The organism is Paucibacter hankyongi (assembly GCF_037482915.1).
In the GTDB taxonomy this organism is placed as follows: domain Bacteria; phylum Pseudomonadota; class Gammaproteobacteria; order Burkholderiales; family Burkholderiaceae_C; genus Paucibacter_A; species Paucibacter_A hankyongi.
Genome location: NZ_JBBHJX010000016.1, coordinates 88,653 through 113,716 on the forward strand (window position 1 = coordinate 88,653; position 25,064 = coordinate 113,716).

Here is a 25,064-nt window from a genome sequence, read left to right on the forward strand (position 1 = left end):
TGCCCAGCGTCACTCGTTCGGCTCGGCACGCTGCTACATTGCAACAGCCCCGCAACGCCAGCCTATTTTCGGACCGTTGATGACCATGGATAGCAATGATTGTTTGCCGGAATTTGCGCTCGACGCCGATGGCGTCTTGCGTTTGGCCGCGCAGTCGATGTTCGACATCTTTGCGCGCAACACCGAGGGCATGTTGGTGGTCGACAAGGCCCACCGCATTGTGTGGATCAGCGAGGGCTACAAGCGCTTTCTGCCGGCCTTGGGCTTTGGCGATGCGCGCGAGTTCATCGGCCGGCGGGTTGAGGAGGTGGTGCCTAACTCGCTGATGGTGCAGGTGATCGACAGCGGCCAGCCCATCCTGCTCGACCTGCTGAGCAACAAGGCCGGCACGTTTTTGGTCAGCCGGCTGCCGCTGCGCAATCCGCTTGGCGAGGTGATCGGTGCGATCGGCCTGGTGTTGCTTGACCATCCCGAGACCACGATGCAACCGCTGATGAGCAAGTTCGCGCTGCTGCAGGGCGAGCTGAGCGAGGCGCGGCGCTTGTTGGCCGCGCAGCGCCGACCGAAACACACGATTGCCAGTTTCATCGGCAGCAGTCCGGCCGCCATGGAGGTCAAGCGTCAGGCTCGGCGTGTCGCGCAGACCGATGCCACCGTGCTGCTCTTGGGTGAGACCGGCACCGGCAAGGAATTGCTGGCCCATGCCATTCACGCGGCCTCGCGACGGGCCGACAAGCCATTGGTCAGCGTCAATATCGCGGCCGTGCCGGACAGCTTGCTGGAAGCCGAGTTCTTTGGCGTCGCGCCGGGTGCCTACACCGGCGCCGATCGCAAGGGCCGCGACGGCAAGTTCAAGCTGGCCGATGGCGGCACCCTGTTCCTGGATGAGATTGGTGACATGCCGCTGGCGCTGCAGAGCAAGTTGCTGCGCGTGCTGCAGGAGCAGGAGTTGGAGCCGCTCGGCAGCAACCAGGTGCTGCAGGTCGATGTGCGGGTGATTGCCGCCACCAGCCGCGACCTGGCCGCGATGGTGGCGGCCGGCGAGTTTCGCGCCGATTTGTACTACCGCCTCAGCGTGGTGCCGATCCGCGTGCCGGCGCTGCGCGAGCGCGTTGAGGACATCGAGGTGCTCGTCGATGCCTTGGGCGAAGACATCGCCCGGCGCAGCGGTATGCCGCACAAGCTGCTGACCGCCGGAGCGCTGCAATGGCTGCGCACGCAAGCCTGGCCGGGCAATATCCGCCAGTTGCGCAATGCGCTGGAACAAGCCAGCCTGATGAGCGAGCAGGCGGAACTGAGCGAACTCAGTTTTGGCGCGCCCGATGAACCCGTTAGCGGCTTGGCGCCACCGTCCGCCCCAATATGCGCTGCCGCACAACAGGCCCAAATCACCGTCCTGCCGACGGACAACGCTGCGGCTTCGGGGGGCGTGCCCTCCTTGCCCGAGTTGATCGGCCGCGTCGAACGCGAGGCGATCGCCAAGGCCCTGTCTCTGACCGCCGGCAACCGGATGGCGGCGGCCCGTTTGTTGCAAATCTCACGGGCTTCGCTGTATGAGCGCCTGGGCCGTTGGCCCGAGCTCAGCTGAATCTTAATTACCTCCGTATCCCCGTCTTGATTTCAGCTTGACCGGCTTGCCAATGGCCGCTTTCCGGGCGCATAGTCCGATTGAATCAGTCGGCATTAGACCGAGCAAAAAACTAGCTGAATCAAAACGATTGGAGACGGAGATGGGAAAAATGTTGCTGGCTACGCGCCTGCGTTTGGCGGTGATCGTCGCGGTGCTGGGGTTTTTGTTGCTGATCTTGTGGTTGGCGCAACGCGAGGCCACCAGCTTGATGAGCGTGAAGATGCTGACCACGGTCGAGCAGGTCAAACAGGCGGAAAAGATCGCCTCGGGCTTTTACGACAAGGCCAAGTCGGGCGCGATGAACGAAGCCGATGCCAAGGCCGCCGCAGCGGCCGAGATTGGCAAGATCCGCTACTCGGGCAATGAATACATCTGGATCAATGACATGGGTCCGCGCATGGTCATGCATCCGATCAAACCCGAGCTGAATGGCAAGGACCTGAGCGAGAACAAGGATCCCAAGGGCAAGCACCTCTTCGTCGAGTTTGTGCAGGTCGTCAAGGCCAGTGGCAAGGGCTATGTGGACTACCTCTGGCCCAAGCCGGGCGCGGCCGACCCGGTCAACAAACGCTCCTATGTGCAGGGCTTTGCCCCCTGGGGCTGGGTGCTGGGTTCGGGCATCTATATCGATGATGTTGAGGCCATTGCCCACAGTGATGCCTCGGTCGGTTTGATCCTGGCGCTGCTGGCCGGCGGCCTGTCGCTGGTCGCGGTGGAGGTGTTTGTGCGCAATCTGCGCCGGCGCTTGGCGTCCATGCAAGCCGTGATGCATGCGGTGGCAGAGGGCGATTTGCGGGTCAGCATCGAGACGGGCCAGCGTGACGAAATCGGCCTGGTGATGGAGCAGGTGGTGGCCATGCAAGACCGGCTCAGTGATTTGGTGTTGGCGATCCGCGGCGCTACCGATTCGATCGGCCATGCCTCCAGCGAGGTGGCCTCGGGCAGTCAGGACTTGTCGATGCGCACCGAGCAAGCCGCGGCCAATTTGGAGCAGACGGCGGCTTCGATGCAAGGCCTGACCGAACAGGTCAAACACACCGCCCAAGCTGCACGCCAGACCAATCAGCTGGCCGACACGGCCGCCGGCCGTGCGCGCGACGGCGCGACGGTGATGAATGAGGTGGTGGGGACGATGGAAGGTATCTCGGCCGCCAGCCGCAAGATCTCGGACATCATCTCGGTCATCGACGGCGTGGCCTTCCAGACCAATATCCTGGCCTTGAATGCGGCGGTGGAAGCGGCCAGGGCGGGTGAGCAAGGGCGCGGTTTTGCGGTGGTGGCCTCCGAGGTGCGGGCCCTGGCGCAGCGTTCGGCGCAAGCGGCCAAGGAGATCAAGACCTTGATCAATGATTCGGTGGAGCGGGTCAATGCCGGCACCCAGCAGGTCAGCCGAGCCGGTGCCTCGATGGATGAAATCCTCAACGCGGTGCAGCGCGTCACCACCACCGTCAACGAAATCACCGAGGCCAGCACCGGTCAGTCGGATGGCATCGCGCAGATCAATCAGGCGGTGACCCAACTGGACAGCATGACTCAACAAAATGCGGCCTTGGTGGAACAGACCGCCGCCGCTGCCGAGTCGCTGAAGCAACAGGCCCAAGGCCTGAATGAGACGGTGGCGGTGTTCAGAACCAAACGCTGATCGTCTGAAAAAAACACGGTGTCCAATAAGTGGACAGTCGGCAATGCCGGCTGTCCATTTTTTATGCACAAGCTTGGATGGTTTGGCCGATCAAGTGCGGGCGGAGTCGTCGCAGGGTCACCACAAGTGTTTCGTTATGGTGCAGATGAGCCGGAGCCGGTGCGTGACGGCGAGCCGCTGGTGCAAGCCGCTCGGTGTTTGCACCAGGGTTGTGCCTTGCGGCACGCGGCTTGCGATGTGTGAGGAGGTCGGCTGCCCCCGTGCTGCCCGGCATTCCGCTCACATCCGCTCCGGAGTTTGCTCGCATGACGATGAAGAACCCGCCCTTCGTTCGGCCCTTCGTTCGGCCCGCCGGCCACTTGCTCGTGGCCGCGCTCGCCTTGGCCTCGTTCTGTCCGCAATTCGCTTCGGCGCAAGCGGCTGGCAAGGAAGTCCGCATTGCCCATGTCTACAGCAAGACCGGCCCGCTGGAGGCCTATGGCAAGCAAACCGCCACCGGCTTCATGATGGGGCTGGATTACGCCACCGGCGGCAGCATGACGGTGGCCGGCAAGAAGATCGTCGTGATCGAAAAGGACGACCAAGGCAAGCCCGATGTGGGCAAGAGCCAACTGGCCGCGGCCTATGGCGATGACAAGGCCGACCTGGCCGTCGGTCCGAGCTCCAGCGGCGTGGCCTTGGCTCTGTTGCCGGTGGCCGAGGAATACAAAAAGATTCTGCTGGTGGAGCCCGCGGTGGCCGACTCGATCACCGGCGACAAGTGGAATAAATACATCTTCCGCACCGGCCGCAACTCCTCGCAGGACGCGATCGCCAATGCGGTGGCGCTGGACAAGCCCGGCGTCAGCATCGCCACCTTGGCGCAGGACTATGCCTTTGGCCGCGACGGCGTGAAGGCCTTCAAGGACGCTGTCAAGAAGGCCAAGATCGTCCACGAGGAATACCTGCCGACCAACACGGTGGACTTCACCGCCGGCGCGCAGCGCCTGATCGACAAGCTGAAGGATCAGCCCGGCCGCAAGCTGATCTTCATCATCTGGGCCGGCGCCGGCAACCCTTTCAAGATTGCTGACCTGGACTTGAAGCGTTATGGCATCGAGATTGCCACCGGCGGCAACATCTTGCCGGCCATGGTCAGCTACAAGCAGTTCCCGGGCATGGAGGGAGCCAGTTATTACTACTTCGGCATGCCGAAGAACCCGGTCAATGAATGGCTGGTGGCCAACCACTACAAGAGCTACAAGACGCCGCCGGACTTCTTCACCGCCGGCGGCATGGCGGCGGCGATCGCCGTGGTGGAAGCGCTGAAAAAGACTGGCGGCGAGACCCAAAGCAATAAGCTGATCAAGGCGATGGAGGGCATGTCCTTCGAAACACCGAAGGGCAAGATGACCTTCCGCGCCGAGGACCATCAGGCCATGCAGTCGATGTTCCATTTCAAGATCAAGGTGGACCCGGCCTTTGCCTGGGGCGTGCCGGAGCTGATTCGAGAAATCAAGCCGGAAGAGATGGCGGTGCCGATTCGCAATCAGCGCTGATTGCTACTGCGCATAGACGATTCGCCATGCTCGAGACCAGGGACCTCAGCATCAAGTTCGGCGGCCACACGGCCGTGGACCGGCTCAGTTGCGCCTTCACGCCCGGCACCTTGACCGCCATCGTCGGCCCCAACGGCGCCGGCAAGACGACTTATTTCAATCTGATCTCGGGCCAGCTGCGGGCCAGTTCGGGTCGGGTCTTGCTGGACGGTGAAGACATTTCCGCCTTGCCCGCGCCGCTGCGTACGCAGCGCGGCTTGGGGCGTGCTTTTCAGCTGACTCAGCTGTTTCCGAATCTGTCGGTGCTGGAGAACGTGCGGCTGACCGTTCAGGCGCGCCGCGGCCTGGGCTTGCGCATATGGTCGGTTTGGTTGACGCACCGGGAGCTGCTTGACGAGGCCATGCATATCTTGGAGCGGGTACGGCTGGCCGAGCGAGCCCAAGCCAGCGCCGCCAGCTTGCCGCATGGCGAGCAGCGCAAGCTGGAGGTGGCGATGTTGATGGCGTTGGACCCCAAGGTCTATATGTTCGATGAACCGACCGCTGGCATGAGCGCAGACGAGGTGCCGGTGGTGCTGGACCTGATCCGTGAATTGAAGGCCGCCAAGCGTCACACCATCCTCTTGGTCGAGCACAAGATGGAGGTGGTGCGGGAACTGGCGGACCGCATCATCGTCTTGCACAACGGTCAGTTGGTGGCCGACGGTGAGCCGGCTACGGTGATGGCCTCGCCGTTGGTGCAGAGCGCCTATCTCGGTGTGGCGCCGGAGGCCTTGGCCGTATGAGTGACCTGCAAGACTCGAAGGCCAGCGGCGGCCCGGTGCTATTGCGCCTGCAGGGCGTGCACACCCATATCGGCGCTTACCACATCCTGCATGGCGTCGATCTGGTGGTGCCGGCCGGTCAGCTGACCCTGCTGATGGGGCGCAATGGCGCCGGCAAGACCACCACGCTGCGCACCATCATGGGCTTGTGGCAGGCCAGCCAGGGTCAGGTCTTGCTGGACGGAAAGCCGATTGGCGGCGCCGGCGTCCAGGCCAGCACGCCGGCCATCGCGCAGGCGGACATTGCCTATGTGCCGGAGAACATGGGCATCTTTTCCGACCTGAGCGTGGCCGAGAACATGTTGCTGGCGGCGCGCCGTGCGCGTCGCTTCAGTGAGCTGGACACGCAACGCCTGGAATGGTTGTTTGGCCTCTTTCCGGCCCTGAAGAAGTTTTGGCAATACCCGGCCGGCAAGCTCAGCGGCGGGCAAAAGCAGATGTTGGCGATTGCCCGCGCCATGATCGAACCGCGACGCCTGCTCTTGATCGACGAACCCAGCAAGGGGCTGGCGCCGGCCATGGTGCTCAATCTGATCGAAGCGCTGCGCGAGTTGAAGGCCACCGGCTCCGTGGCGGTGTTGTTGGTCGAGCAAAACTTCAGGGTTGCGCAGGCGCTTGGCGACCGGGTCGCGGTGATGGACGATGGCCAGGTGGTGCACACCGGCGCCATGGACGAGTTGGTGCGCGACGAAGCCTTGCAGCAGCGCCTGCTGGGCCTGTCCGTGTTGGCGCATAGCGGGGCTTGAGGCATGCATACGCCCACTCTGCCCAAGGCCGACGCCGCTTTGCCCAAGGCCCGCTTCGACGCCGCGCCTTTGCTGCTCTTGCTGGCGCTGGCGCTGCTGGCCCTGCCGTTGATCGGCAATGCCAGCAGCTGGGCCACATTGACCGTGGCCGGACTGGCGATGGGCCTGATCATCTTCATCATTGCCTCCGGCCTGACCCTGGTGTTCGGTTTGATGGATGTTTTGAACTTCGGGCATGGCGTCTTCATCGCGCTCGGCGCCTTTGTGGCCAGCAGCGTGATGGCCAGCTGGCCGGCCCTGAGCGGCGGCGCCCTGGCTGGCAATCTGCTGTTGGTTGTGCTGGCCTGCGGGGCCGGCATGAGCGTGGCGGCGGCGGTCGGGCTGGTGTTTGAGCGGGTGTTGGTGCGGCCGGTTTACGGCATGCATTTGAAGCAAATCCTCATCACCATGGGCGGCATGATCATTGGCGAGGAGTTGATCAAGGCCATCTGGGGCGCCCAGATGATTGCCTTGCCGCTGCCGGACGGCCTGCGCGGCGCGCTCTTCATCGGCGATGTGGCGGTGGAGAAGTTTCGCCTGCTGGCGGTCGGCATCGGTCTGTTGGTGTTTCTTGCCCTGCTGTGGCTTTTGAACCGGACCAAGCTGGGCTTGTTGATCCGCGCCGGCGTGCAGGACCGCGAGATGGTGGAAAGCCTGGGCTACCGGATCCGGCGCCTCTTCGTCGGCGTGTTTGTCGGGGGCTCGGCGCTGGCCGGCTTGGGCGGGGTGATGTGGGGCCTGTATCAGCAAAGCGTAACGCCTCAAATCGGCGCACAGGTGAACACGCTGATCTTCATCGTCATCATCATCGGCGGCCTGGGCTCCACGCTGGGCTGCTTTGTGGGCGCCTTGGCGGTGGGGCTGATGGCCAATTACAGCGGCTTCTTGCTGCCCAAACTGGCGCTGTTCTCGAACATCGGCCTGATGGTGGCCGTGCTCTTGTGGCGCCCGCAAGGGCTGTATCCGATTTCCGGACGCTGAGGCGCAGATGCTCAAAGCCTTGCTGTCCCATGATTTTCCGCGTAGCCGCTGGCTCGCTCTCTTGCTGCTGCTGGCCGTCGCCGGCCTGGCCTTGACGCCCTTCATCTTCCCCGGCGTCAAGGCGCTCAATGTGGCGGCCAAGATGCTGGTCTTCATCGTCTTGGTGGCCAGCTATGACCTGCTCTTGGGCTACACCGGCATCGTCAGCTTTGCACACACCATGTTTTTCGGCATAGGCGCCTATGGGGTGGCCATCGCCAGCACGCGCATCGGGCCGGGTTGGACGGCCGTCGCGCTGGGCCTGGCCGCGGCCTTGCTGCTGAGCCTTGTGCTGGCCTTGTTGATCGGCCTGTTCAGCCTGCGGGTGAAGGCGATCTTCTTCGCCATGATCACGCTGGCGGTGGCCTCGGCCTTTTTGACCTTGGCCTCGCAGTTGTCGGAATGGACCGGTGGCGAAGACGGTCTCAGCTTCAAGCCACCGCTGGCCCTGCAAGCCAGCACCGAGTATCTGGAAGAGCCGCTGCTGGGCGCCATGATCGACGGGCGCTTTGCCACCTACTACCTCTTGTTCTTCAGCAGTATGGTGTTGCTGCTCTTGATGCTGCGCATCGTCAATTCGCCGTTTGGCCGGGTGCTGCAGGCGATTCGGGAGAACGAGTTCCGTGCCGAGGCGATTGGCTACCGCACGGTGCTGTACCGGAGTTTGTCGAATCTGCTGGCCGCCATGTTTGCCTGCTGCGCCGGCGCCTTGTTGGCGCTTTGGCTGCGCTACAACGGGCCGGACACCTCGCTGTCGCTCGAGTTGATGCTGGACATCCTGCTGATCATCGTCATCGGCGGCATGGGCACGATTTATGGCGCGGTGATTGGCAGCGTCTTGTTCCTGCTGGCGCAAAGCTATTTGCAGGACTTGTTGCGTTGGGGCGCGCTGGCGGTGGACGGTGTGCCGCTGCTTTCATCCTTGATCTCCCCGGACCGCTGGCTGCTCTGGCTCGGCGTCCTGTTTGTGTTGGCGGTCTACCACTTCCCCAGTGGCATTGTCGGGCGCTTGCGGCTGCGCCAGCGCGACGGCATCGCTGTTGATTCTTCGACCTTGAAATCCTAGGAGCTTGTTGTGAAGATGAAATCCACGAAATCCGTTCACTCTCAGCCGGGCTTGCGCGGTGTCCTCAGTCTGGCGGCCCTGGCGGCGCTGGGAGCCTTGGCGGCTTGCAGCAAGGGCGAAGACGCGATTGAAGTCAATGCCAAGCCGGACTTCCTGACCAGCATGACCTCGGCCAGCTATGACGGTAACAGCGATGACCTGCTGACCGCCGGCCTGGGCAAGACCGGCCTGGGTGCGGCCTTGCCGCCGGCCTATGCCGACCCGCTCAAACCGACCGCGGCCGAGCTGCGCCGCAGTGCCATCCATACCAACTACCGCGCCATCGTCGACATGACGGCCAACGGCGGCTATGGCCTGCTCTATGGGCCGAATGTCGGCTCGGACGGCACGGTCGGCAGCGGCGAAGGCAAGATCGCTGGCACCGAGTACATCGGCTTCAGCGATGACGGAACCGGCGAACGCAATGTCACGCTGATGGTGCAGGTGCCGGCCAACTTTAAGCCCAGTGAGCCCTGCATCATCACCGCCACCTCGAGCGGTTCGCGCAGCGTTTATGGCGCCATTTCGACCGGTGAGTGGGGCCTGAAGAAGGGCTGCGCCGTGGCCTACACGGACAAGGGCACGCACGCGGCCGGTCATGACTTGGCCACCGACACCGTGCCGCTGATGGACGGCACCCGCGCCAGCGCCAGCATGGCCGGCACGGCGGCGGCCTTCAAGGCCAAGCTGTCGGCCACCGAGTTGGCCGCCATCAACGCGGCCAGCCCGAACCGACTTGCCTTCAAGCATGCACATTCGCAACGCAACCCCGAAAAGGACTGGGGCACCTTCACCCTGCATGCCGTGCAGTTTGCCTTCTATGTCTTGAACGAAAAGTTCGGTGAGGCCCAAAGCGATGGCCGCAAGCGCGTCACCATCACGCCGGCCAATACGCTGGTGATTGCCTCCAGCCTGTCGAATGGCGGCGGCGCGGCGATTGCTGCGGCCGAGATGGACAGCGCCGGTCTGATCGACGGCGTGGCCGTGTCCGAGCCGGCGGTGCAGATGCCCAGCGGCCTGAGCATTTCGGTTCAGCGCGGCAGCAGCACACCGAAGACCTTTGGCAAGCCGCTGTATGACTACATCACCCAGGCCAATCTGTTCCAGAACTGCGCCGGGCTGGCCACTGCGGGTTCACCGGGAGCAGTCGGCGCCTATGCGGCCTGGAACGGCAATCGTTGCGCGGCGCTGAAGGCCAAGGGCCTGATCAGCGGCAACAACATCGCCGAGCTGTCGGCCGATGCCTTGCAGAAGCTGCGTGACCATGGCTGGGAAGCCGAGTCCGATGCGCTGCACGCCTCGCATGCCGACTACGAGGTGCCGGCCGCGGTGGCGGCCACCTATGCGATGGCCTACTCGCGCGCCAGCGTCAAGGACAAGCTGTGCGGCTACGGCTTTGCCGCGGCAACGGCGGGCGGCGCGCCGACCGTGGTGGCGCCTGCCGCCTTGGCCGATATGTTTGCCAAAGGCAATGGCGTGCCGCCCTCGGCTGGCGTGACGCTGGTGAATGAAAACGCACTGGGTGGGCCGACCCGGAATCAGTTCTCGGTTTCGGCCAGCAACACGGTACCCGATATGAATGCCGATGGTGCCAAGTGCTTGCGTGATCTGCTGACCGGCACCGATGCGCAAGCGCGCGCGGTGCAGGCGGGCGTCGACGAGACCCGTCGCAATGGCAATTTGAAGGGCCGCCCGGCCGTTATCGTGCATGGCCGCAATGATGCGTTGCTGCCGGTCAATCACACCTCGCGGCCTTACACGGCCTTGAACAAAACGGTGGAGGGCGCGGCCAGTCAGCTCAGCTATATGGAGGTGACCAATGCCCAGCACTTCGATACCTTCATCGGCCTGCCGGCCGCATTGCCGGGCTATGACAGCCGCTACATCCCGCTGCACGTGTATCTGAACCGCGCGCTGGATGCGGTCTATGACAAGCTGAAGAACGGCAAGGCCTTGCCGCCCAGCCAGGTGGTGCGCACCACGCCGCGCGGCGGCACGCCCGGTGCGGCCCCGGCGATTTCGGCGGCCAATCTTCCTGCCTTCGCGGCGGCGCCGGCTGCGGCCGACGCCATCACCATGAATGGCAACACCTTGCGCGTGCCGGACTGAGCTTGCGCTTGATCGGGAGCCATCCAGGCGGATGGTTCCCGCCCGTGGACCGTGCAGCAGCGATCGCTTCATCACGCTGCCGACGCCGGTCTGCGGCCTTCAGGAAAATCCGATGAGCTTTACCTCCCAATACCTGCGCTGCTTGGGGCGCGAGCTGCACTACACCGACTGGGGTGGCGCAGTGCAGGCGACGCGCGGCTGTGTGATTGCCTGGCACGGCCTGGCGCGCAGCTGCCGCGATATGGATGACCTGGCGGCGCATCTGATGTCCTTGGGTTATCGGGTCATTTGCCCGGATACCTTGGGGCGCGGCCTGTCGCAGTGGAGCCCGGCGCCAGCGCAGGAATACTGCCTGGACTTCTATGTGCGGCAAGCCCAGGCTTTGTTGGATCAGCTGGGACTGCAGCAGGTGTTTTGGGTGGGCACCTCGATGGGGGGCGCCGTGGGCCTGCAGGCAGCTGCCGGCTGCCTGCGTGGACGGGTGCAAAGGCTGGTGTTGAATGACATCGGCCCCAAGCTGGCCGAGGTGGCGGTGCAGCGCATCCGCAGCTATGCCGGCAATCCGGCCGCCTTCGCCACCGTGGGTGAGCTGGAGCAATATTTCCGCATGATCTACCAACCTTATGGCGAGCTCAGCGACGCGCAGTGGCGGCGGCTGACCGAAACCTCGGTTCGGCGCCTGCCGGATGGGCGGGTCACGCCACATTACGACCCGGCCATGGTGCAGCAGTTCGAACTGCACCCAAAGGATTACGACCTTTGGGAAGAATGGGACAGTCTGACACTGCCGGTGCTGTGTCTGCGTGGCGAAAATTCCGACCTGCTGGAGGCGGAAACGGCCGAATCGATGCGTCAACGTGGTCCGTGCGCCGCAGTGGTGAATATTGCCAATTGCGGCCATGCCCCGGCCTTGAACGTGCCGGCGCAGTGGACCTTGATTGAGAACTTTCTGGCCGAGGCCTGAAGCGGCAGCTCAGCTGCTCAAGCCGGGCAGCTTCAGGTAGCGGCCGAGCCGCGCCTGCAAGGCTACAAAATCCAAGGGCTTGGTCAAATGCTCGTCCATGCCGGCCGACAGGCTGGCCGCAATATCGCTTTCCAGCGCATGTGCGGTCAGGGCCAGGATGGGGAATTGCGCCAATTGGCCGCTGCGCTGTAATTCGCGCAGGCGGCGCGTGCATTCGAGGCCGTCCATGCCGGGCATCTGAATGTCCATCAGCACCAGATCGGGGGCGCTTTGTGCGCACAACTCCAGGGCCTCGATGCCATTTTTGGCCAGGCGACTCTGCAGACCCATCACCGACAGGAATTCCAGCGCCACGACCTGATTGATGTGATTGTCTTCAACCAGCAGCACGACCGGCACGGCCTGGCCGGCGGTCCGCGCCGGTGGCTCGGCGGACTCGGTGGAAGCGGGGGATTGGCCCTGGGACTCGTCTGCGGCCGTCATCGGATGCTGAGCATTCAGGCGCAACCAGTTGGCCGCAATTGCGCCCTCAATACTGATTGTGTTCATCCTGCTCCTCCATCTAGACTGCAAACCAGGGCCTTGCCGGCTTGCCTGGCCGCCTCATCTTTGATGGCAGCAGGAGCCCTCCCTATACGACTTCACGACTTCAGCGACTTCGGTGCTAAGCATCCCTGCTTGGCGGCAAGTCTAGGTTTTGATATCCAAGGGAAAACCCTTGTTATTTGAATTCCAACTGAGACGAGGGCCGTATTGTTGCTGCAGCGGCGGTGCTGCGCAATGGCCGAACCGGGCGTCCGCGTCGCGCAGGGACACAGCCCCCCAAGTCGGGGCTTGACCTGATGGTGCGGTCGGGAACTTTTGATTAGGGCTGGCAGCAGGGCCCTGATTTACTTTCTGGCGCCGCCAAATTGCCGCCCCAGTTGCCCTACTGACAGCTTTGGGGTGGCACGCTCCCTAGAATGTCCGCTCCCAGCGCAGCAGCAGGCACTCCTCTATGTCCTCCGAAGGCACCATCCGCATCCGCGGCGCCCGTCAACACAATCTGAAGAATCTTGATCTGGACCTGCATACGGGGGAGTTGACCGTTGTGACCGGGCCCAGCGGCTCGGGCAAATCCAGCCTGGTGTTTGACACGCTGTACGCTGAAGGCCAGCGCCGCTATGTCGAGACCTTCTCAGCCTATGCCCGCCAGTTCCTGGACCGCATGGACCGCCCGGCGGTGGACAAGGTCGAGGGCGTGCCGCCCGCGATTGCCATCGACCAGACCAACCCGGTGCGCACCAGCCGCTCCACGGTCGGCACCATGACCGAGCTGAACGACCACCTCAAGCTCTTGTTTGCCCGCTCGGCCGAGTTGTTCGACAAGAAGACCGCCCAGGCGGTGCGCCACGACACGGCGCAGACCATTTATCTGGAACTGCTGGAACGCACCAAGGAGCAAGACCCTCGCATCGTGCTGACCTTCCCGGTCGAGCTGCCGGCCACGACCAGCAGCGAGGAGGTGACGCAGTGGCTCTCCGCCAGCGGTTTCACGCGCGTGCAAGCCGAGCGGGAAGTTGCCACGCCCACCGGCCCGCGCAAGCTGCTGGATGTGGTGGCGGATCGATTCCGTCTGCAAGGCGCTGAAAAACAGCGGGTGATGGAAGCGATTGAGCTCTGCCTCAAGCGCGGCAGCGGCCGATTGAATGTCTACGTTTTGCCTGCGGAAGAAGGTGACGCCGTCCTGTGGCGTTACTCCACCGGCCTGCATTGCCCCGACAGCGATCTGCGCTACCAAGAGCCGCAGCCGGCGCTGTTCTCCTTCAACTCGGCCATGGGGGCCTGCGAGACCTGCCGGGGCTTCGGCCGCGTCATCGGCGTGGACCTGGGCCTGGTGATCCCGGACGAGAGAAAGACCTTGCGCAACGGCGCGATCAAGACGCTCTCCACCCCGGCCTGGAAGGACAGCCAGGACGATTTGCTGCGCTATGCCGGCGAGGCCGGCATCCCGCGCGACACGCCCTGGAACCAGCTTTCGCAGGCCCAGCGCGACTGGGTGATCCACGGCTCGCCGAACTGGACCGGGAACTGGAACAAGCAGTGGTACGGGGTCATGCGCTTCTTCGAGTACCTGGAGAGCAAGGCCTACAAGATGCACATCCGGGTGCTGCTGTCCAAGTACCGCAGCTACACCACCTGCGGCACCTGCGACGGCGCCCGACTCAAGACCGAGGCCCTGCTCTGGCGCGTGGGCTCCAAGGAATTGGCCGACTCGCTGTTGCCGCCCGCACAGCGTCTGATGCCCAAGGGCGTCGATTGGAACCGCGCCCAGCTGGAGGCCCTGCCGGGCCTGGCCCTGCATGATTTGATGCAGCTGCCCATCCACCGCCTGCGCAGCTTTCTCGACCATTTGCAGCTGCCCAGCAGCCTGCTTGATGACGCGCTCAAGCTGCTGTTGGAGGAGATACGCAACCGGCTCAAATACCTCTGCGATGTCGGCATCGGTTACCTCACGTTGGACCGCCAGAGCCGCACGCTCAGCGGTGGCGAGGTGCAGCGCATCAACCTGACCACGGCCTTGGGCACCTCGCTGGTGAACACGCTCTTTGTGCTGGACGAGCCCAGCATCGGCCTGCACCCGCGCGATATGAACCGCATCGTCCAGGCCATGCACCGCCTGCGCGATGCCGGCAATACCTTGGTGGTGGTCGAGCATGACCCGGCGGTGATGCTGGCGGCCGACCGGCTCATCGATATGGGCCCCGGCCCGGGCGAGAAGGGCGGGCAAATCGTCTTCGACGGCACGCCGGAAGCCATCCGCGCGGCCGACACCCTGACCGGCGCCTACCTCGGCTCGCGAAAATTCGTCGGCATGGGCCTGAAGCGCCCGGTCGAGGCCAGCACGCCCAAGCTGATTTTGGAGGGCGTGCGGGAACACAACCTCCGCAACGTCAGCGTCGAGTTCCCGCTGCAGCGCATGGTGGTGGTGACCGGCGTGTCGGGTTCGGGCAAGAGCACGCTGATGCAGGATGTGCTGTACCCGGCCCTGGCCCGCCACTTCGGCCAGGCCACCGAGACGCCGGGCCAGCACGAGCGCCTGCTGGGCGCCGATTGGCTGGCCGATGCGGTGTTTGTGGACCAATCGCCGATCGGCAAGACCGCGCGTTCCAACCCGGCTTCTTACGTCGGTGCTTTCGATGAGCTGCGCAAGCTCTTCGCCGCCACACCGCTGGCGGCCGAGCGAAGCTACACCGCCGGCATGTTCAGCTTCAACGCCGGCGACGGCCGCTGCCCGACCTGCGGGGGCTCGGGCTTTGAGCATGTGGAGATGCAGTTCCTCTCGGACGTGTACCTGCGCTGCCCGGACTGCGACGGCCGCCGCTACCGCGCCGAGATGCTCGATGTGAAGCTGCAGCGCGCCGAACGTGAGATGAGCGTCGCCGACGTGCTTGAATTGACCGTTAGCGAAGCGGTGCGCCTGTTCAAGGACGACCGCGAGGTGCTGGCCAAGCTGCAGCCCATCATCGATGTGGGCCTGGAGTATGTGAAGCTGGGCCAGCCCGTGCCCACGCTCTCGGGCGGCGAGGCGCAGCGGCTCAAGCTGGCCGGCTTCCTGGCCGAGGCGGCCAGCAAGCCGCGTCAGGCCGTGGCCAAGAAGGGCACGCTCTTCATGTTCGACGAGCCCACCACCGGCCTGCATTTCGACGACATCGCCAAGCTGATGCGCGCGCTGCGCAAGCTGCTGGCCATCGGCCATTCGCTGATCCTGATCGAGCACAACCTCGATGTGATCCGTGCGGCCGATTGGCTGATCGACCTGGGCCCCGAGGGCGGGGAAGACGGCGGCGAACTGGTCTGCGTGGGCACACCGGAAGAGGTCAAAGAACACCCGACTTCGCACACCGCCTTGGCCCTGCGCGAGTACTCGGCGCAGATGGACCGCCCGGCCATGAAGGTGGAGGAGGGCCGGCCGCTGCAAAGCCTGATCCGCGCGCGCCGCAAGGCTGCCAACGCCGACAACAACATCCAGATCGTCAACGCCAAGGAACACAACCTCAAGTCGGTCAACGTCAACATCCCGCGCGGCAAGTTCAATGTGATCACCGGCGTCTCGGGCTCGGGCAAATCGACCCTGGCCTTTGACATCCTGTTCAACGAGGGTCAGCGCCGCTATCTCGAATCGCTCAATGCCTATGCGCGCTCCATCGTGCAGCCGGCGGGCCGGCCCGAGGTCGATGCGGTCTGGGGCATTCCGCCCACGGTGGCCATCGAGCAGCGTCTGAGCCGTGGCGGCCGCAAGAGCACGGTGGCCACCACCACCGAGGTCTGGCATTTCCTGCGCTTGCTCTACGTCAAGCTGGGCGTGCAGCACTGTGTTCACGACGGCACGCCGGTGCGGCCGCAGAGCGTCGAGTCCATCGCCGCTCAGCTGCTGCGCGATCACAAGGGTCAGCATGTGGGTCTGCTGGCGCCCCTGGTGGTCAACCGCAAGGGCCTCTACACCGACCTGGCCAAATGGGCCAAGGGCCGCGGCTACACCCATCTGCGCGTGGACGGCGAGTTCACGCCGACCTCGCCCTGGCCTCGCCTGGATCGCTTCAAGGAGCACACCCTGGAGCTGCCGGTCGGCGACCTCGTCATCAGTGTGGACAAGGAAGCCGAGCTGCGCGAGCTGCTGGCCAAAGCTCTGGACTTTGGCAAGGGGGTCTTGCACCTGCTGACACCTTTGGACAGCCTGCATGCCGCCATGGCCGAGGGCCGCTCGACGGTGGGCTTAGGCACCGTCAAAGTCTTCAGCACCAAGCGCGCTTGTCCAACCTGCGGCACCAGCTATGGCGAGCTGGACCCGCGCATGTTCAGCTACAACAGCAAGCATGGCTGGTGCAATAGCTGCGTGGGGACAGGTCTTGCCCTGACGCGCGAACAGCGCAAGGCGCTGGACGATTCGGTCGTCGACGACAAGGGCGGCCGCGAGCAGAGCTTTGCCGGCCAGGAGGTGGACATCGAAGGCCTGGCCGACCAGCCCTGTGGCGATTGCCACGGCACCCGCCTGAACCCCTCGGCCCGCGCCGTGACCTTTGAGTCGCAAGCCATCAGCACGGTGGCGTCCTGGAGCGTCAAGCAGGCCCGCGCCTGGGTCGACAGCCTGGAGCTGCTGGGCCGCGACGCCGAGATTGCCCGCGATGTGGTCAGCGAAATCCAGGGCCGCCTGGAGTTCCTGGAAGAAGTCGGCCTGGGCTATCTGACCCTGGACCGCGCCGCGCCCACGCTCTCGGGCGGCGAGGCGCAGCGCATCCGCCTGGCCGCACAGTTAGGCTCGAACCTGCAAGGCGTGTGCTATGTGCTGGATGAGCCCACCATCGGCCTGCATCCGCGTGACAACCAGATCCTGCTCAAGGCCCTGGGCCGGCTCAGCGATCTGGGCAACACCTTGGTGGTGGTGGAGCATGACGAAGACACGATCCGTCGCGCCGATCACATCATCGACATCGGCCCCGGCGCCGGTAAACGCGGCGGCCATGTGGTGGCCCAAGGCTCGGCAGCCGATCTGGCCCTGCAGGCCGAGTCGGTCACCGGCCGCTTCCTGGCGCATCCGCTGATCCACCCGCTGCAGGCGCGCCGCGAGATGTTGGACGACGCCCCGCGCCTGCGCGTGCTCGATGCCACCCTGCACAACTTGCAGAAGGTGAACATCGATGTGCCGCTGCACCGCCTGGTGGCGGTGACCGGTGTGTCGGGTTCGGGTAAATCCACGCTGGCGCGCGATGTGCTGCTGGCCAATATGGCCGTCGCCGTGCCGCTGCGCAAAGCGCCGGCCCACTGGATTGGCTGCGCCGGCATCGAGGGCCACGAAAAAGTGGACCGCGTGCTGGAAGTGGACCAGACCCCCATCGGCAAAACCCCACGCAGCTGCCCGGCCACCTACATCGGTTTCTGGGACGCGATTCGCAAACTCTTTGCCGAGACGCTGGAAAGCAAGGCGCGCGGCTATGCGCCGAATCGCTTCAGCTTCAACACCGGCGAGGGCCGCTGCCCCGGCTGCGAAGGCCAGGGCATGCGCACCATCGAGATGAGTTTCCTGCCCGATGTGAAGGTGCTCTGCGACCAATGCCATGGCCAGCGCTTCAATCCGGAGACCTTGGGCGTCAGCTGGCGTGGCAAGAGCATCGGCGATGTGCTGGCCATGGAGGTGGACGAGGCGGTCGAGTTTTTCGCCGCCATGCCCGCCATCGGTCACCCGCTCAAGCTCTTGCAGGATGTGGGCCTGGGCTATCTGACCCTGGGCCAGCCTTCACCGACCTTGTCGGGCGGCGAGGCGCAGCGCATCAAGCTGGTGTCCGAGCTGGTCAAGGTGCGTGACGAGGTGGGCCGCCGCGGCCAGAAGGCGCCGCACACGCTTTATGTGCTGGACGAGCCCACCGTGGGCCTGCACATGGCCGATGTCGAGCGCCTGATCCGGGTGCTGCACCGCCTGGTGGCCGGCGGCCACTCAGTGGTAGTCATCGAACACGATCTGGATGTGATCGCCGAAGCCGACTGGGTCATCGACCTGGGCCCGGACGGCGGCACGGCCGGCGGCGAGGTGGTGGTGGCCGGCACGCCGGAGCAGGTGGTGGCGAAGGGCTCGCACACAGGGCAGGCGCTGAGGCCGGTGTTGGCGCGCGCTTGAAGGGAGGTCTGCCCAGCCGAGCTTTGCATCGCGGCTGGCCTGAGGCCTCGCCCCTGGGCCGGCTCCGGCGGGCATAGCTGGGTTTAGTCGGACTTGGCCAGAGCCTCCAAGCGGCGGCGCAACTCACGCTCGCGCAACTGCTGTGCTTCGAAATCGACACGCACGCCTCGCCACAACGCGATGGCCAGCAAGACCAAGATCAGGGTGAAGGGCAGGGCGAACACGATGGTTGCGGTTTGCAGTGCGCTGACGCCGCCGACGCTGAGCAGGCTGGCGGCGATGGCAGCCACCAAGAAACCCCACATCAGCTTGACTGCCGCATGTGGCGCTGGCTTGCCGCCGCTGCTCATCATGCTCAGCACCAAGGTGGCCGAGTCACCTGAGGTCACAAAAAACACGATGACCAGTAGGGTGGCCGCCACACTCATCAAGCCGCTCAAAGGCAGGGCATCGAAGACGCTGAACAGTGCGGTGGCCACATTGGACTGCACCGCTGCTGCAATGGGAATGCCCTCGAAGATCTGCATATGCAAGGCCGTGCCGCCGAAGATGGAGAACCACAGGCAAGCAGCCAAGGTCGGTGCCAGCATGGTGCCCAGGATGAATTCCTTGATGCTGCGGCCGCGCGAAACCCGGGCGATAAAGACGCCGACAAAAGGCGACCATGAAATCCACCAGGCCCAGTAGAAGACGGTCCAGTCGCTGACCCAGGCGCTGTCGCGGAAGGGCGTCATGCGCAAGCTCATGCGCACAAACTCGCTGAGGTAGGCGCCGAGATTGTTGGTGAAGGTGTCGATGATGGCGACGGTGGGGCCGAGGACGAAGACCGTCAGGGCGAGCGCGGCTGCGATCAACAAATTGGCGCTGGACAGCCATTTCACGCCGCGGCCCAAGCCACTCAGTGCCGAGGCCAGGAACAAGGCGGTGCTCACGGCGATGATGCTGAACTGCGCGTGCAACTCGATGGGCAAACCAAAAAGCCGGGCCAGCCCCGCATTGATTTGCAAGGCGCCGACGCCCAGCGAAGCGGCCACGCCAAAAGCCGTCGCCACGACGGCCAAGACATTGATCACCGGGCCGAGGGACCTGGCCCAGGACCAAGGCAGTTCATCGGTGACCGAACTGATCATGGCCGGTCGGCCGCGCCGGAACTGAAAAAAGCCGATCGCCAAGCCGACGATGCTGTAGACGGCCCAGGGGTGCAGTCCCCAGTGAAAGAAGCTGTAGCGCATGGCGGCATTGGCGGCATCCACGCTCTGCGGCGCAATGCCTGGCGGTGGCTTCAGAAAGTGGGAGAGCGGCTCGGCCACGCCGTAGAACACCAGGCCTATGCCCATGCCGGCGGAGAAGAGCATGGCGAACCAAGCGGCACGAGTGAACTCCGGCTCTTCGTCGTCGCGTCCCAGTCGCAGTTGGCCGTAGCGACCAAAAGCCAGGCTCAGACAGCACACCACCAAGCCCAGCACCACCCACAAATAAAGCCAGCCGAATTTGCGTGTCAGCTGTTTCAGCGCGCCGTCGAAATAGCTTGCCATCTCAACGGGTGCGAGCAGGCCCCAAGCGACGACAGCAACAATGATGAGAATGGAAAGAAGTCCTTGCATGAGTGCGTGTGCCTTGCTGCGGGTCTTTCGGTGGCGGAGCAGGTCCAGCGCCTTCTCCTGCACAAGATTGTGCCTGGGGGCTTCCGGAACAGACGGGAAGTGACGCGGGAGGCGCGGCCAGCGCATGCGCTTCAGCAACCCTCATCCGAGGGGTGTGTCACGGTACTGTCATCGCCCGGGCCTAGCCTGCTCGGCTGCTTAGCGACTTTGTTGGGACCCCTCACACCATGACTTCAAACATCCGCTTTATCTCTGCCGCCGTGCTGATGGCTTGTGCAAGCCTTTCTGCGCAGGCCGCGCCGTCCTTCGTCAACGGCCTTGCGCTGGATGGCGCAGCCCTGGACCTGTCCGGCGGCAGCAGCGTCAACAACGGTCGCTTGGGCTATTTCTCGGACATTTATTACGACACCAACCGCAATGAGTGGTGGGGCCTGTCGGACCGCGGCCCTGGCGGCGGCACCCTGAGCTACGACACCCGTGTGCAGCGCTTCACCTTGGATGTGGACCAAAACACCGGCGCCATCAGCAACTTCAAGATTGCTGAGACCGTGATCTTCAAGAGCGGTAACCAGACCCTGAACGGTCTGGCGCCCAACCCGACCAGCAACTTGGGCCTGGCGCATGACCCCGAAGGCGTGGTCATCAACCCGAAGAACGGCAACTTCCTGATCTCCGACGAGTACGGCCCTTCGGTGCGTGAGTTCAATCGCAATGGCGAGTTGCTGCGCACCTTCATCACGCCCGCCAACTTGATCCCGCGCAACAGTGGCACCGGCGTGGCCAATTTCGCCAACGACACTGGCAATAACGCTGGCAAGCGCCTCAACCGTGGCTTCGAAGGCCTGGCCATCAGCCCAGACGGCAAGTACGCTTTTGCCATGCTGCAAAGCGCCATGCTGGACGAGGGCGCAGGTAGCGGCTCGGTCAACCGCATCGTCAAGTTCGATGTTGAGACCGGCACGGCCGTGGCGCAATACGCTTATCAGATGCAGCGCAGCGGCCAGGGTCAAGGTATCTCGGCCTTGGTGGCCATCAACGACCACGAGTTCTATGTGCTGGAGCGCAACAACCGTGGCGTGGGCGTGGGCGCCGATTTCGCCACAGCCGACAAAGAGGTCTATCGCATCGACCTGGCCGGCGCTAGCGATGTGTCCAGCATCAATCTGAGTACCGGCAATTACACCAAGGTCAGCAAGTCGGGTCAGATCATGGACCTGGACGCCAACACCCTGGCAGCCCTGGGCGGCAAGTCGCCCGAGAAGTGGGAAGGCCTGGCCATTGGGCCTAAGCTGGCCAACGGCAAGTATTTGATCCTGGCCGGCACCGACAACGACTACAGCGTGACCCAGAACGGCAGCAATGAGCAGTTCGACGTCTACTTCCGTTTCAGCGATGCAGACCCGTACAAGACGTCGATTCAGTGCCCGCTGGGTACGACGACAGGCTGCGTCACCGTCAGCGGTGCTGCGGCAGTCTTGCCAAGCGATGGCAGCTACAAGCTGCTGCCGGGCGTCTTGCATGCCTACACCATCGATGCCGCAGAACTGGGCAATTACGTCACCGCCGTGCCAGAGCCCGGCACTTGGGCACTGATGCTGGGTGGCCTGTTGGCCGTGGGCGGCTTGGCGCGCCGCCGCCAGGCCTGATGCGCTGACTGGGGGCCGGCTGGGGCTCAGCCCCAGTCGTTCAGATCAAGAGCCGTGCAGTCTCAGTGCAGATTGCGCGGCTTTTTTTCGTCTTGCGCTTCGTTTCCATCGGCGCCGGAGTCGCCGCCCTGGCCGCCAAAGCGCTTGGGCCGGTAGACATTGCCTTCCCAAGCGCCTTCAGGCTTGACGCCATTGCGGGCCTTGCTTTGGGCGCGGCGTATGGCTGCTTCTGCTTCGGCGGAGGCCGCCTTTTTGTTCGGGCGATGCTGGAGCCTGCTCTTCAGACTTTGAAACTGCTGCAGAAGGAAGAACTGCATGCGCCTCAAATGGGCGTCAACGAGGCGCTGTTGCTGCGGCTTGAGCAGCATGCGCACACCCATGAACAGGCAGATCAGCAGAACCAAGGAGGCGAACAGGCTGGATAGGGAGAAGCTCATGCCGCAAGTTTCGCCGATCTGCGCTTGCGACTTTCCATGACCAAGGGCTGAAGGGGCCCGGCCCCGTAAAATCCGCGCGCCCTGACCTTGGGCTCGTCCGGAGATCCGATTGCGCTTTCTTACTCCCCCACCGAAAAAGATCGCAGCCACCAGCTGCTTTGTGCTCGCCTTGATTGGCGCCATCACCGCCCAGGCGGTGGTTGCCCAGCCGCTCGCGGCGACGGCCCTGAGCTCGGCAGCACCCAGCCTGGAGCAGGTGTTCCGCGCTGAGCCTTATCGCGGCGAGAACGCCAAAGAGGCCACGTTCAGCCGCAGTGGCCGCTATCTGGCCTATTTGTGGAACCCCTTTGGCGAGCCCGGCAGCGATTTGTATGTGCATGACAGCAAGACCGGCAAAACGCTGCGCCTGACTTCGCCGGCCATCATGGCTGCCTTCGACGCGCCGGAGGACCTGGAACGCTTCGACAAAAAGCTGCAGCAAAAACGCCGTGAACTGGCCGATCGCCAAGCCAAGGAGTTGGCGCAGGTGGCCTACCTGCGCGGCGATAAGGTGGACCTGGGCCAATGGGAAGCCGCGCAGCTGGAGCTGGTGAAGAAAGAGTTCGCCGCCAAGAAGGCGCGTGACGACGCGCAAAAGGCGGCCGACAAGGCTGAGGCTGAAGCAGAGAAGCGAGCCGCTGAGGCCCTGGCCGCCAAGCGCGCCGGCAAGCCGCTGGCGGCGGCCCCAGCCGCATCGGCAGCGTCTGCAGTTGCAGCGGCCGACAAGCCCGAGAAAGACAAAGAACTCTGGGAATGGCGCGACGAGCTGAAGAAAAAGCTGGCCAAGGAGAAGCTCAAACCAACCGACCTCTACCCGGGCGCCGCACGTGTGGTGTGGGCTAACAAGAAGGACGAGCTGATCGTCCAGTACCGTGGCAGCTTGTTCCGCTGGGTGGCCGGCGAAGCCAGCCTGCAGCCGCTGCAGCTGACGCAGCGTGATCTGCGCATGGTGGCTTACACCGCTGATGATCAGGGCTATGTCTTCATGGACGACAAGCGCGTGCTGCGCGCCAAGTTCAATGCGGGCGGTGTGCAGGTCATCAACCGTGAGTTGATCCACCCCGATGATGCGGACAAAAAGTACAGCATCGAGTCGACCACCATCAGCGAGGATGGTCGCTGGATGGCCCTGGTCGGCCGTGCGCTGTTGAAGGCGCCGGAAGACGGCAAGCCCGCCGTGGAGCCAGCCGGCCGCAAGGTCGAGATCATGGGCTATGCCGAGCGCTTCGCCGCCGCCAAGAAGGTGGACCGGGAGGTTTCTGACGACAAGCGCCAGATCAAGCCCTTGGCGATCTATATCCGCAAGGTACCGGGCGCCGAAGGTGCCCCGGCCAAGCAGCCCGCCCCGGTCTTCATCAACGCGGGCGGCGATGTCTGGTTTGAACTCAGCCCGATTGCTTGGGCGCGCGACGGCAGCCGCTATGCCTTCAGCACCTGGGAGCGCGAGAAAGAGTTGCTGCGCGTCTACGTCGGCAGCGCCGACGAGAACGCTAAGCCAGAGATGGTGCTGGAGCGTCGCGGCGACGTGGGCCACGAGGTTGTCAATGTGATCAAACCGCAGTTCACCCCCGATGGCAAGACCCTGGTCCTGACCCTGGATGAAGCCGGCTTCCGCCAGCCCTATGCCCTGGACATTGCGTCGCGCAGCCTGCGTGCGGTGGTCAAGGGCGAGTTTGAGGCGCACCAGGTCTTGGGCTTCACGCCGGACAGCAAGGCCCTTTTCGTGCTGGCCAATAAGGATGACTTGGCGGCGATGAATCTGTATCGCGTGTCCCTGGCCGACGGCAGCATGCAGGCCCTGGGCGATGCGGCGGACTATCACCGCACGCCGGCCGTCTCGTACGATGCACAATGGCTAGCGGCCAATGCCGGCCACTGGGCTTCGCGCCCCGAGTTGAAGCTGATCAACGCGGCGCAGCCGAGCAAGCCGGTGGCCAAGGTCTTGACCGACAGCCACGACAAGGCCTGGAGCCAGGTCGATGTGCTGCGCCCCGAGCGCTTCCGCTTCAAGAACCGCCATGGCGACAGCATCCCGGCCTATGTGTTCAAGCCGCAAGGCTGGAAAGCGACTGACAAGCGGCCAGCCGTGGTCTACATCTATGGCGGCCCTCTGAACGATCGCCATTCGGTCGAGGCGGATAGCTTCCAGCCCAGCGCCTATATGTTCGCCATGTATATGGCGGCCAAGCATGGCTATGTGATGGTAACGATTGATTCGCGCGGACACTCGAACTACGGCCGCCGCTTCTCGGATGCCAACTGGGAGAACCCCGGCCTGCCGCAGACCGAGGACCTGGAAGACCTGCATGCGCTGATGAGCCGGGACTTCGGCATTGACCCCGCACGCGTGGGCCTCAACGGCTGGAGCTTTGGTGGCTTCCAGACTCAGTACACCATGTTCAGCAAGCCCGATCTGTTCGCCGCTGGCATCGCCGGTGCAGGCCCGACCGAATGGGAGAACTACAACAGCTGGTACAGCGGCCGCACCATCGGCAAGGTCGATCGCAGCAAGCCGAATCTGCGCAAGTATTCGCTGATCCCCATGGCCAAAGGCTTGCGCAAGCCGCTGCTGCTGGTGCACGGCATGATGGACCCTAACGTCTTGTATCAAGACACGGTGAATGTCTATCGCGCACTGCTGGAGTCAGGCAAGGAGGGCCTGGTGGACCTCTTCCTCGACCCCGAAGGCGAGCACGGCATGGGCGGCGCGGTCAAGACCGTCGGCTGGCACCGCAAGTACGAGGCCTTCTGGCTGCAAAACCTGGGCCGAACCAGCCCTTGAGTTGAAGGAAGTAAGTAAGAGGCGCTGCGGCGCCTATTTTTTGCTCAGTCCTGAACCAAATGGACTGGCTGGTGTTGGCACTTAGCTGTCCTTCGGTTTGGCGGTGATCAGGCCACTTGGGGGCTTCACGCCGCTCCTGTCCTCCGTCCCGGGCTTGCGCCCGGGCCTCCTCCTTTACCTCGCGTCGCAAAGCCCCCAAGCGTCCTGATCCAACGCGTCCGTGCTCCCTCGACGCGGACGCACATCGATGGAATTGCCGAGTGGCGTCGGGGGCGTGATTCTGCGAG

The 25,064-nt window shown here is 64.0% G+C and carries 15 protein-coding genes; 12 read left to right on the forward strand and 3 right to left on the reverse strand.

Features of this window, described 5'->3' with window-relative positions:
* The first annotated feature begins 85 nt into the window (after positions 1–85).
* The 9 genes from WG899_RS18905 to WG899_RS18945 all read left to right on the forward strand — a co-directional run bounded on the left by WG899_RS18905 (position 86) and on the right by WG899_RS18945 (position 11,617).
* Positions 86–1,588, forward strand: coding sequence for a sigma-54 interaction domain-containing protein (locus WG899_RS18905; protein ID WP_339597211.1), 1,503 nt, complete (start codon positions 86–88; stop codon positions 1,586–1,588).
* A 142-nt stretch (positions 1,589–1,730) separates the two neighbouring features.
* Complete coding sequence (locus WG899_RS18910) at positions 1,731–3,272, forward strand: methyl-accepting chemotaxis protein (RefSeq protein ID WP_339597212.1); 1,542 nt, start codon at positions 1,731–1,733, stop codon at positions 3,270–3,272.
* Positions 3,273–3,583: 311 nt separating this feature from the next.
* Positions 3,584–4,810 (forward strand): substrate-binding domain-containing protein, encoded by a 1,227-nt coding sequence (locus tag WG899_RS18915; RefSeq protein ID WP_444718874.1) that lies wholly within the window; start codon positions 3,584–3,586, stop codon positions 4,808–4,810.
* Positions 4,811–4,836: 26 nt separating this feature from the next.
* Positions 4,837–5,595 carry an ABC transporter ATP-binding protein gene (locus tag WG899_RS18920; RefSeq protein ID WP_339597214.1) on the forward strand — a complete coding sequence of 253 codons (759 nt, stop codon included), beginning with the start codon at positions 4,837–4,839 and terminating at the stop codon, positions 5,593–5,595.
* Positions 5,592–6,380: an ABC transporter ATP-binding protein gene (locus tag WG899_RS18925; protein ID WP_339597215.1), complete on the forward strand. Its 789-nt coding sequence runs from the start codon at positions 5,592–5,594 to the stop codon at positions 6,378–6,380. Before WG899_RS18920 ends, WG899_RS18925 begins: the two co-directional genes overlap by 4 nt.
* Before the next feature lie 3 nt (positions 6,381–6,383).
* Positions 6,384–7,400 carry a branched-chain amino acid ABC transporter permease gene (locus tag WG899_RS18930; protein WP_339597216.1) on the forward strand — a complete coding sequence of 339 codons (1,017 nt, stop codon included), beginning with the start codon at positions 6,384–6,386 and terminating at the stop codon, positions 7,398–7,400.
* Positions 7,401–7,407: 7 nt separating this feature from the next.
* Positions 7,408–8,505: a branched-chain amino acid ABC transporter permease gene (locus WG899_RS18935; RefSeq protein ID WP_339597217.1), complete on the forward strand. Its 1,098-nt coding sequence runs from the start codon at positions 7,408–7,410 to the stop codon at positions 8,503–8,505.
* A gap of 15 nt (positions 8,506–8,520) precedes the next feature.
* The gene (locus WG899_RS18940) at positions 8,521–10,653 is read left to right on the forward strand and encodes a 3-hydroxybutyrate oligomer hydrolase family protein (RefSeq protein ID WP_339597227.1); all 2,133 of its coding nucleotides are present in this window, start codon (positions 8,521–8,523) and stop codon (positions 10,651–10,653) included.
* Positions 10,654–10,765: 112 nt separating this feature from the next.
* Complete coding sequence (locus WG899_RS18945) at positions 10,766–11,617, forward strand: alpha/beta fold hydrolase (protein WP_339597218.1); 852 nt, start codon at positions 10,766–10,768, stop codon at positions 11,615–11,617.
* Positions 11,618–11,626: 9 nt separating this feature from the next.
* On the opposite strand, the gene WG899_RS18950 is transcribed toward WG899_RS18945, so the two are convergent.
* Positions 11,627–12,166, reverse strand: coding sequence for a response regulator (locus WG899_RS18950; RefSeq protein ID WP_339597219.1), 540 nt, complete (start codon positions 12,164–12,166; stop codon positions 11,627–11,629).
* Positions 12,167–12,614: 448 nt separating this feature from the next.
* Here WG899_RS18950 and uvrA point away from each other — a divergent pair, with 448 nt between their 5' ends.
* Positions 12,615–18,269, forward strand: coding sequence for an excinuclease ABC subunit UvrA (gene uvrA / locus WG899_RS18955; protein WP_339597220.1), 5,655 nt, complete (start codon positions 12,615–12,617; stop codon positions 18,267–18,269).
* An 83-nt stretch (positions 18,270–18,352) separates the two neighbouring features.
* Here the strand turns inward: uvrA and WG899_RS18960 are convergent, their stop codons facing one another.
* Positions 18,353–19,873, reverse strand: a complete 1,521-nt coding sequence (locus WG899_RS18960; protein ID WP_339597221.1) for a BCCT family transporter — start codon at positions 19,871–19,873, stop codon at positions 18,353–18,355.
* Between the two features lie 227 nt (positions 19,874–20,100).
* Here WG899_RS18960 and WG899_RS18965 point away from each other — a divergent pair, with 227 nt between their 5' ends.
* Positions 20,101–21,519, forward strand: a complete 1,419-nt coding sequence (locus WG899_RS18965; RefSeq protein ID WP_339597222.1) for an esterase-like activity of phytase family protein — start codon at positions 20,101–20,103, stop codon at positions 21,517–21,519.
* Between the two features lie 62 nt (positions 21,520–21,581).
* Here the strand turns inward: WG899_RS18965 and WG899_RS18970 are convergent, their stop codons facing one another.
* Positions 21,582–22,139 (reverse strand): hypothetical protein, encoded by a 558-nt coding sequence (locus tag WG899_RS18970; RefSeq protein WP_339597223.1) that lies wholly within the window; start codon positions 22,137–22,139, stop codon positions 21,582–21,584.
* Here WG899_RS18970 and WG899_RS18975 point away from each other — a divergent pair.
* The gene (locus WG899_RS18975; protein ID WP_339597224.1) at positions 22,117–24,777 is read left to right on the forward strand and encodes a S9 family peptidase; all 2,661 of its coding nucleotides are present in this window, start codon (positions 22,117–22,119) and stop codon (positions 24,775–24,777) included. The two genes, WG899_RS18970 and WG899_RS18975, sit on opposite strands and share 23 nt — an antisense overlap.
* The last annotated feature ends 287 nt before the right edge of the window (positions 24,778–25,064 follow it).

Coding starts and splice junctions, on each gene's coding strand:
- WG899_RS18905 (WP_339597211.1), top strand. CDS start 86: ATGGATAGCAATGATTGTTTGCCGGAATTTGCGCTCGACGCCGATGGC.
- WG899_RS18910 (WP_339597212.1), top strand. CDS start 1,731: ATGGGAAAAATGTTGCTGGCTACGCGCCTGCGTTTGGCGGTGATCGTC.
- WG899_RS18915 (WP_444718874.1), top strand. CDS start 3,584: ATGAAGAACCCGCCCTTCGTTCGGCCCTTCGTTCGGCCCGCCGGCCAC.
- WG899_RS18920 (WP_339597214.1), top strand. CDS start 4,837: ATGCTCGAGACCAGGGACCTCAGCATCAAGTTCGGCGGCCACACGGCC.
- WG899_RS18925 (WP_339597215.1), top strand. CDS start 5,592: ATGAGTGACCTGCAAGACTCGAAGGCCAGCGGCGGCCCGGTGCTATTG.
- WG899_RS18930 (WP_339597216.1), top strand. CDS start 6,384: ATGCATACGCCCACTCTGCCCAAGGCCGACGCCGCTTTGCCCAAGGCC.
- WG899_RS18935 (WP_339597217.1), top strand. CDS start 7,408: ATGCTCAAAGCCTTGCTGTCCCATGATTTTCCGCGTAGCCGCTGGCTC.
- WG899_RS18940 (WP_339597227.1), top strand. CDS start 8,521: ATGAAATCCACGAAATCCGTTCACTCTCAGCCGGGCTTGCGCGGTGTC.
- WG899_RS18945 (WP_339597218.1), top strand. CDS start 10,766: ATGAGCTTTACCTCCCAATACCTGCGCTGCTTGGGGCGCGAGCTGCAC.
- WG899_RS18950 (WP_339597219.1), bottom strand. CDS start 12,166: ATGAACACAATCAGTATTGAGGGCGCAATTGCGGCCAACTGGTTGCGC.
- uvrA (WP_339597220.1), top strand. CDS start 12,615: ATGTCCTCCGAAGGCACCATCCGCATCCGCGGCGCCCGTCAACACAAT.
- WG899_RS18960 (WP_339597221.1), bottom strand. CDS start 19,873: ATGCAAGGACTTCTTTCCATTCTCATCATTGTTGCTGTCGTCGCTTGG.
- WG899_RS18965 (WP_339597222.1), top strand. CDS start 20,101: ATGACTTCAAACATCCGCTTTATCTCTGCCGCCGTGCTGATGGCTTGT.
- WG899_RS18970 (WP_339597223.1), bottom strand. CDS start 22,139: ATGGCGCCAATCAAGGCGAGCACAAAGCAGCTGGTGGCTGCGATCTTT.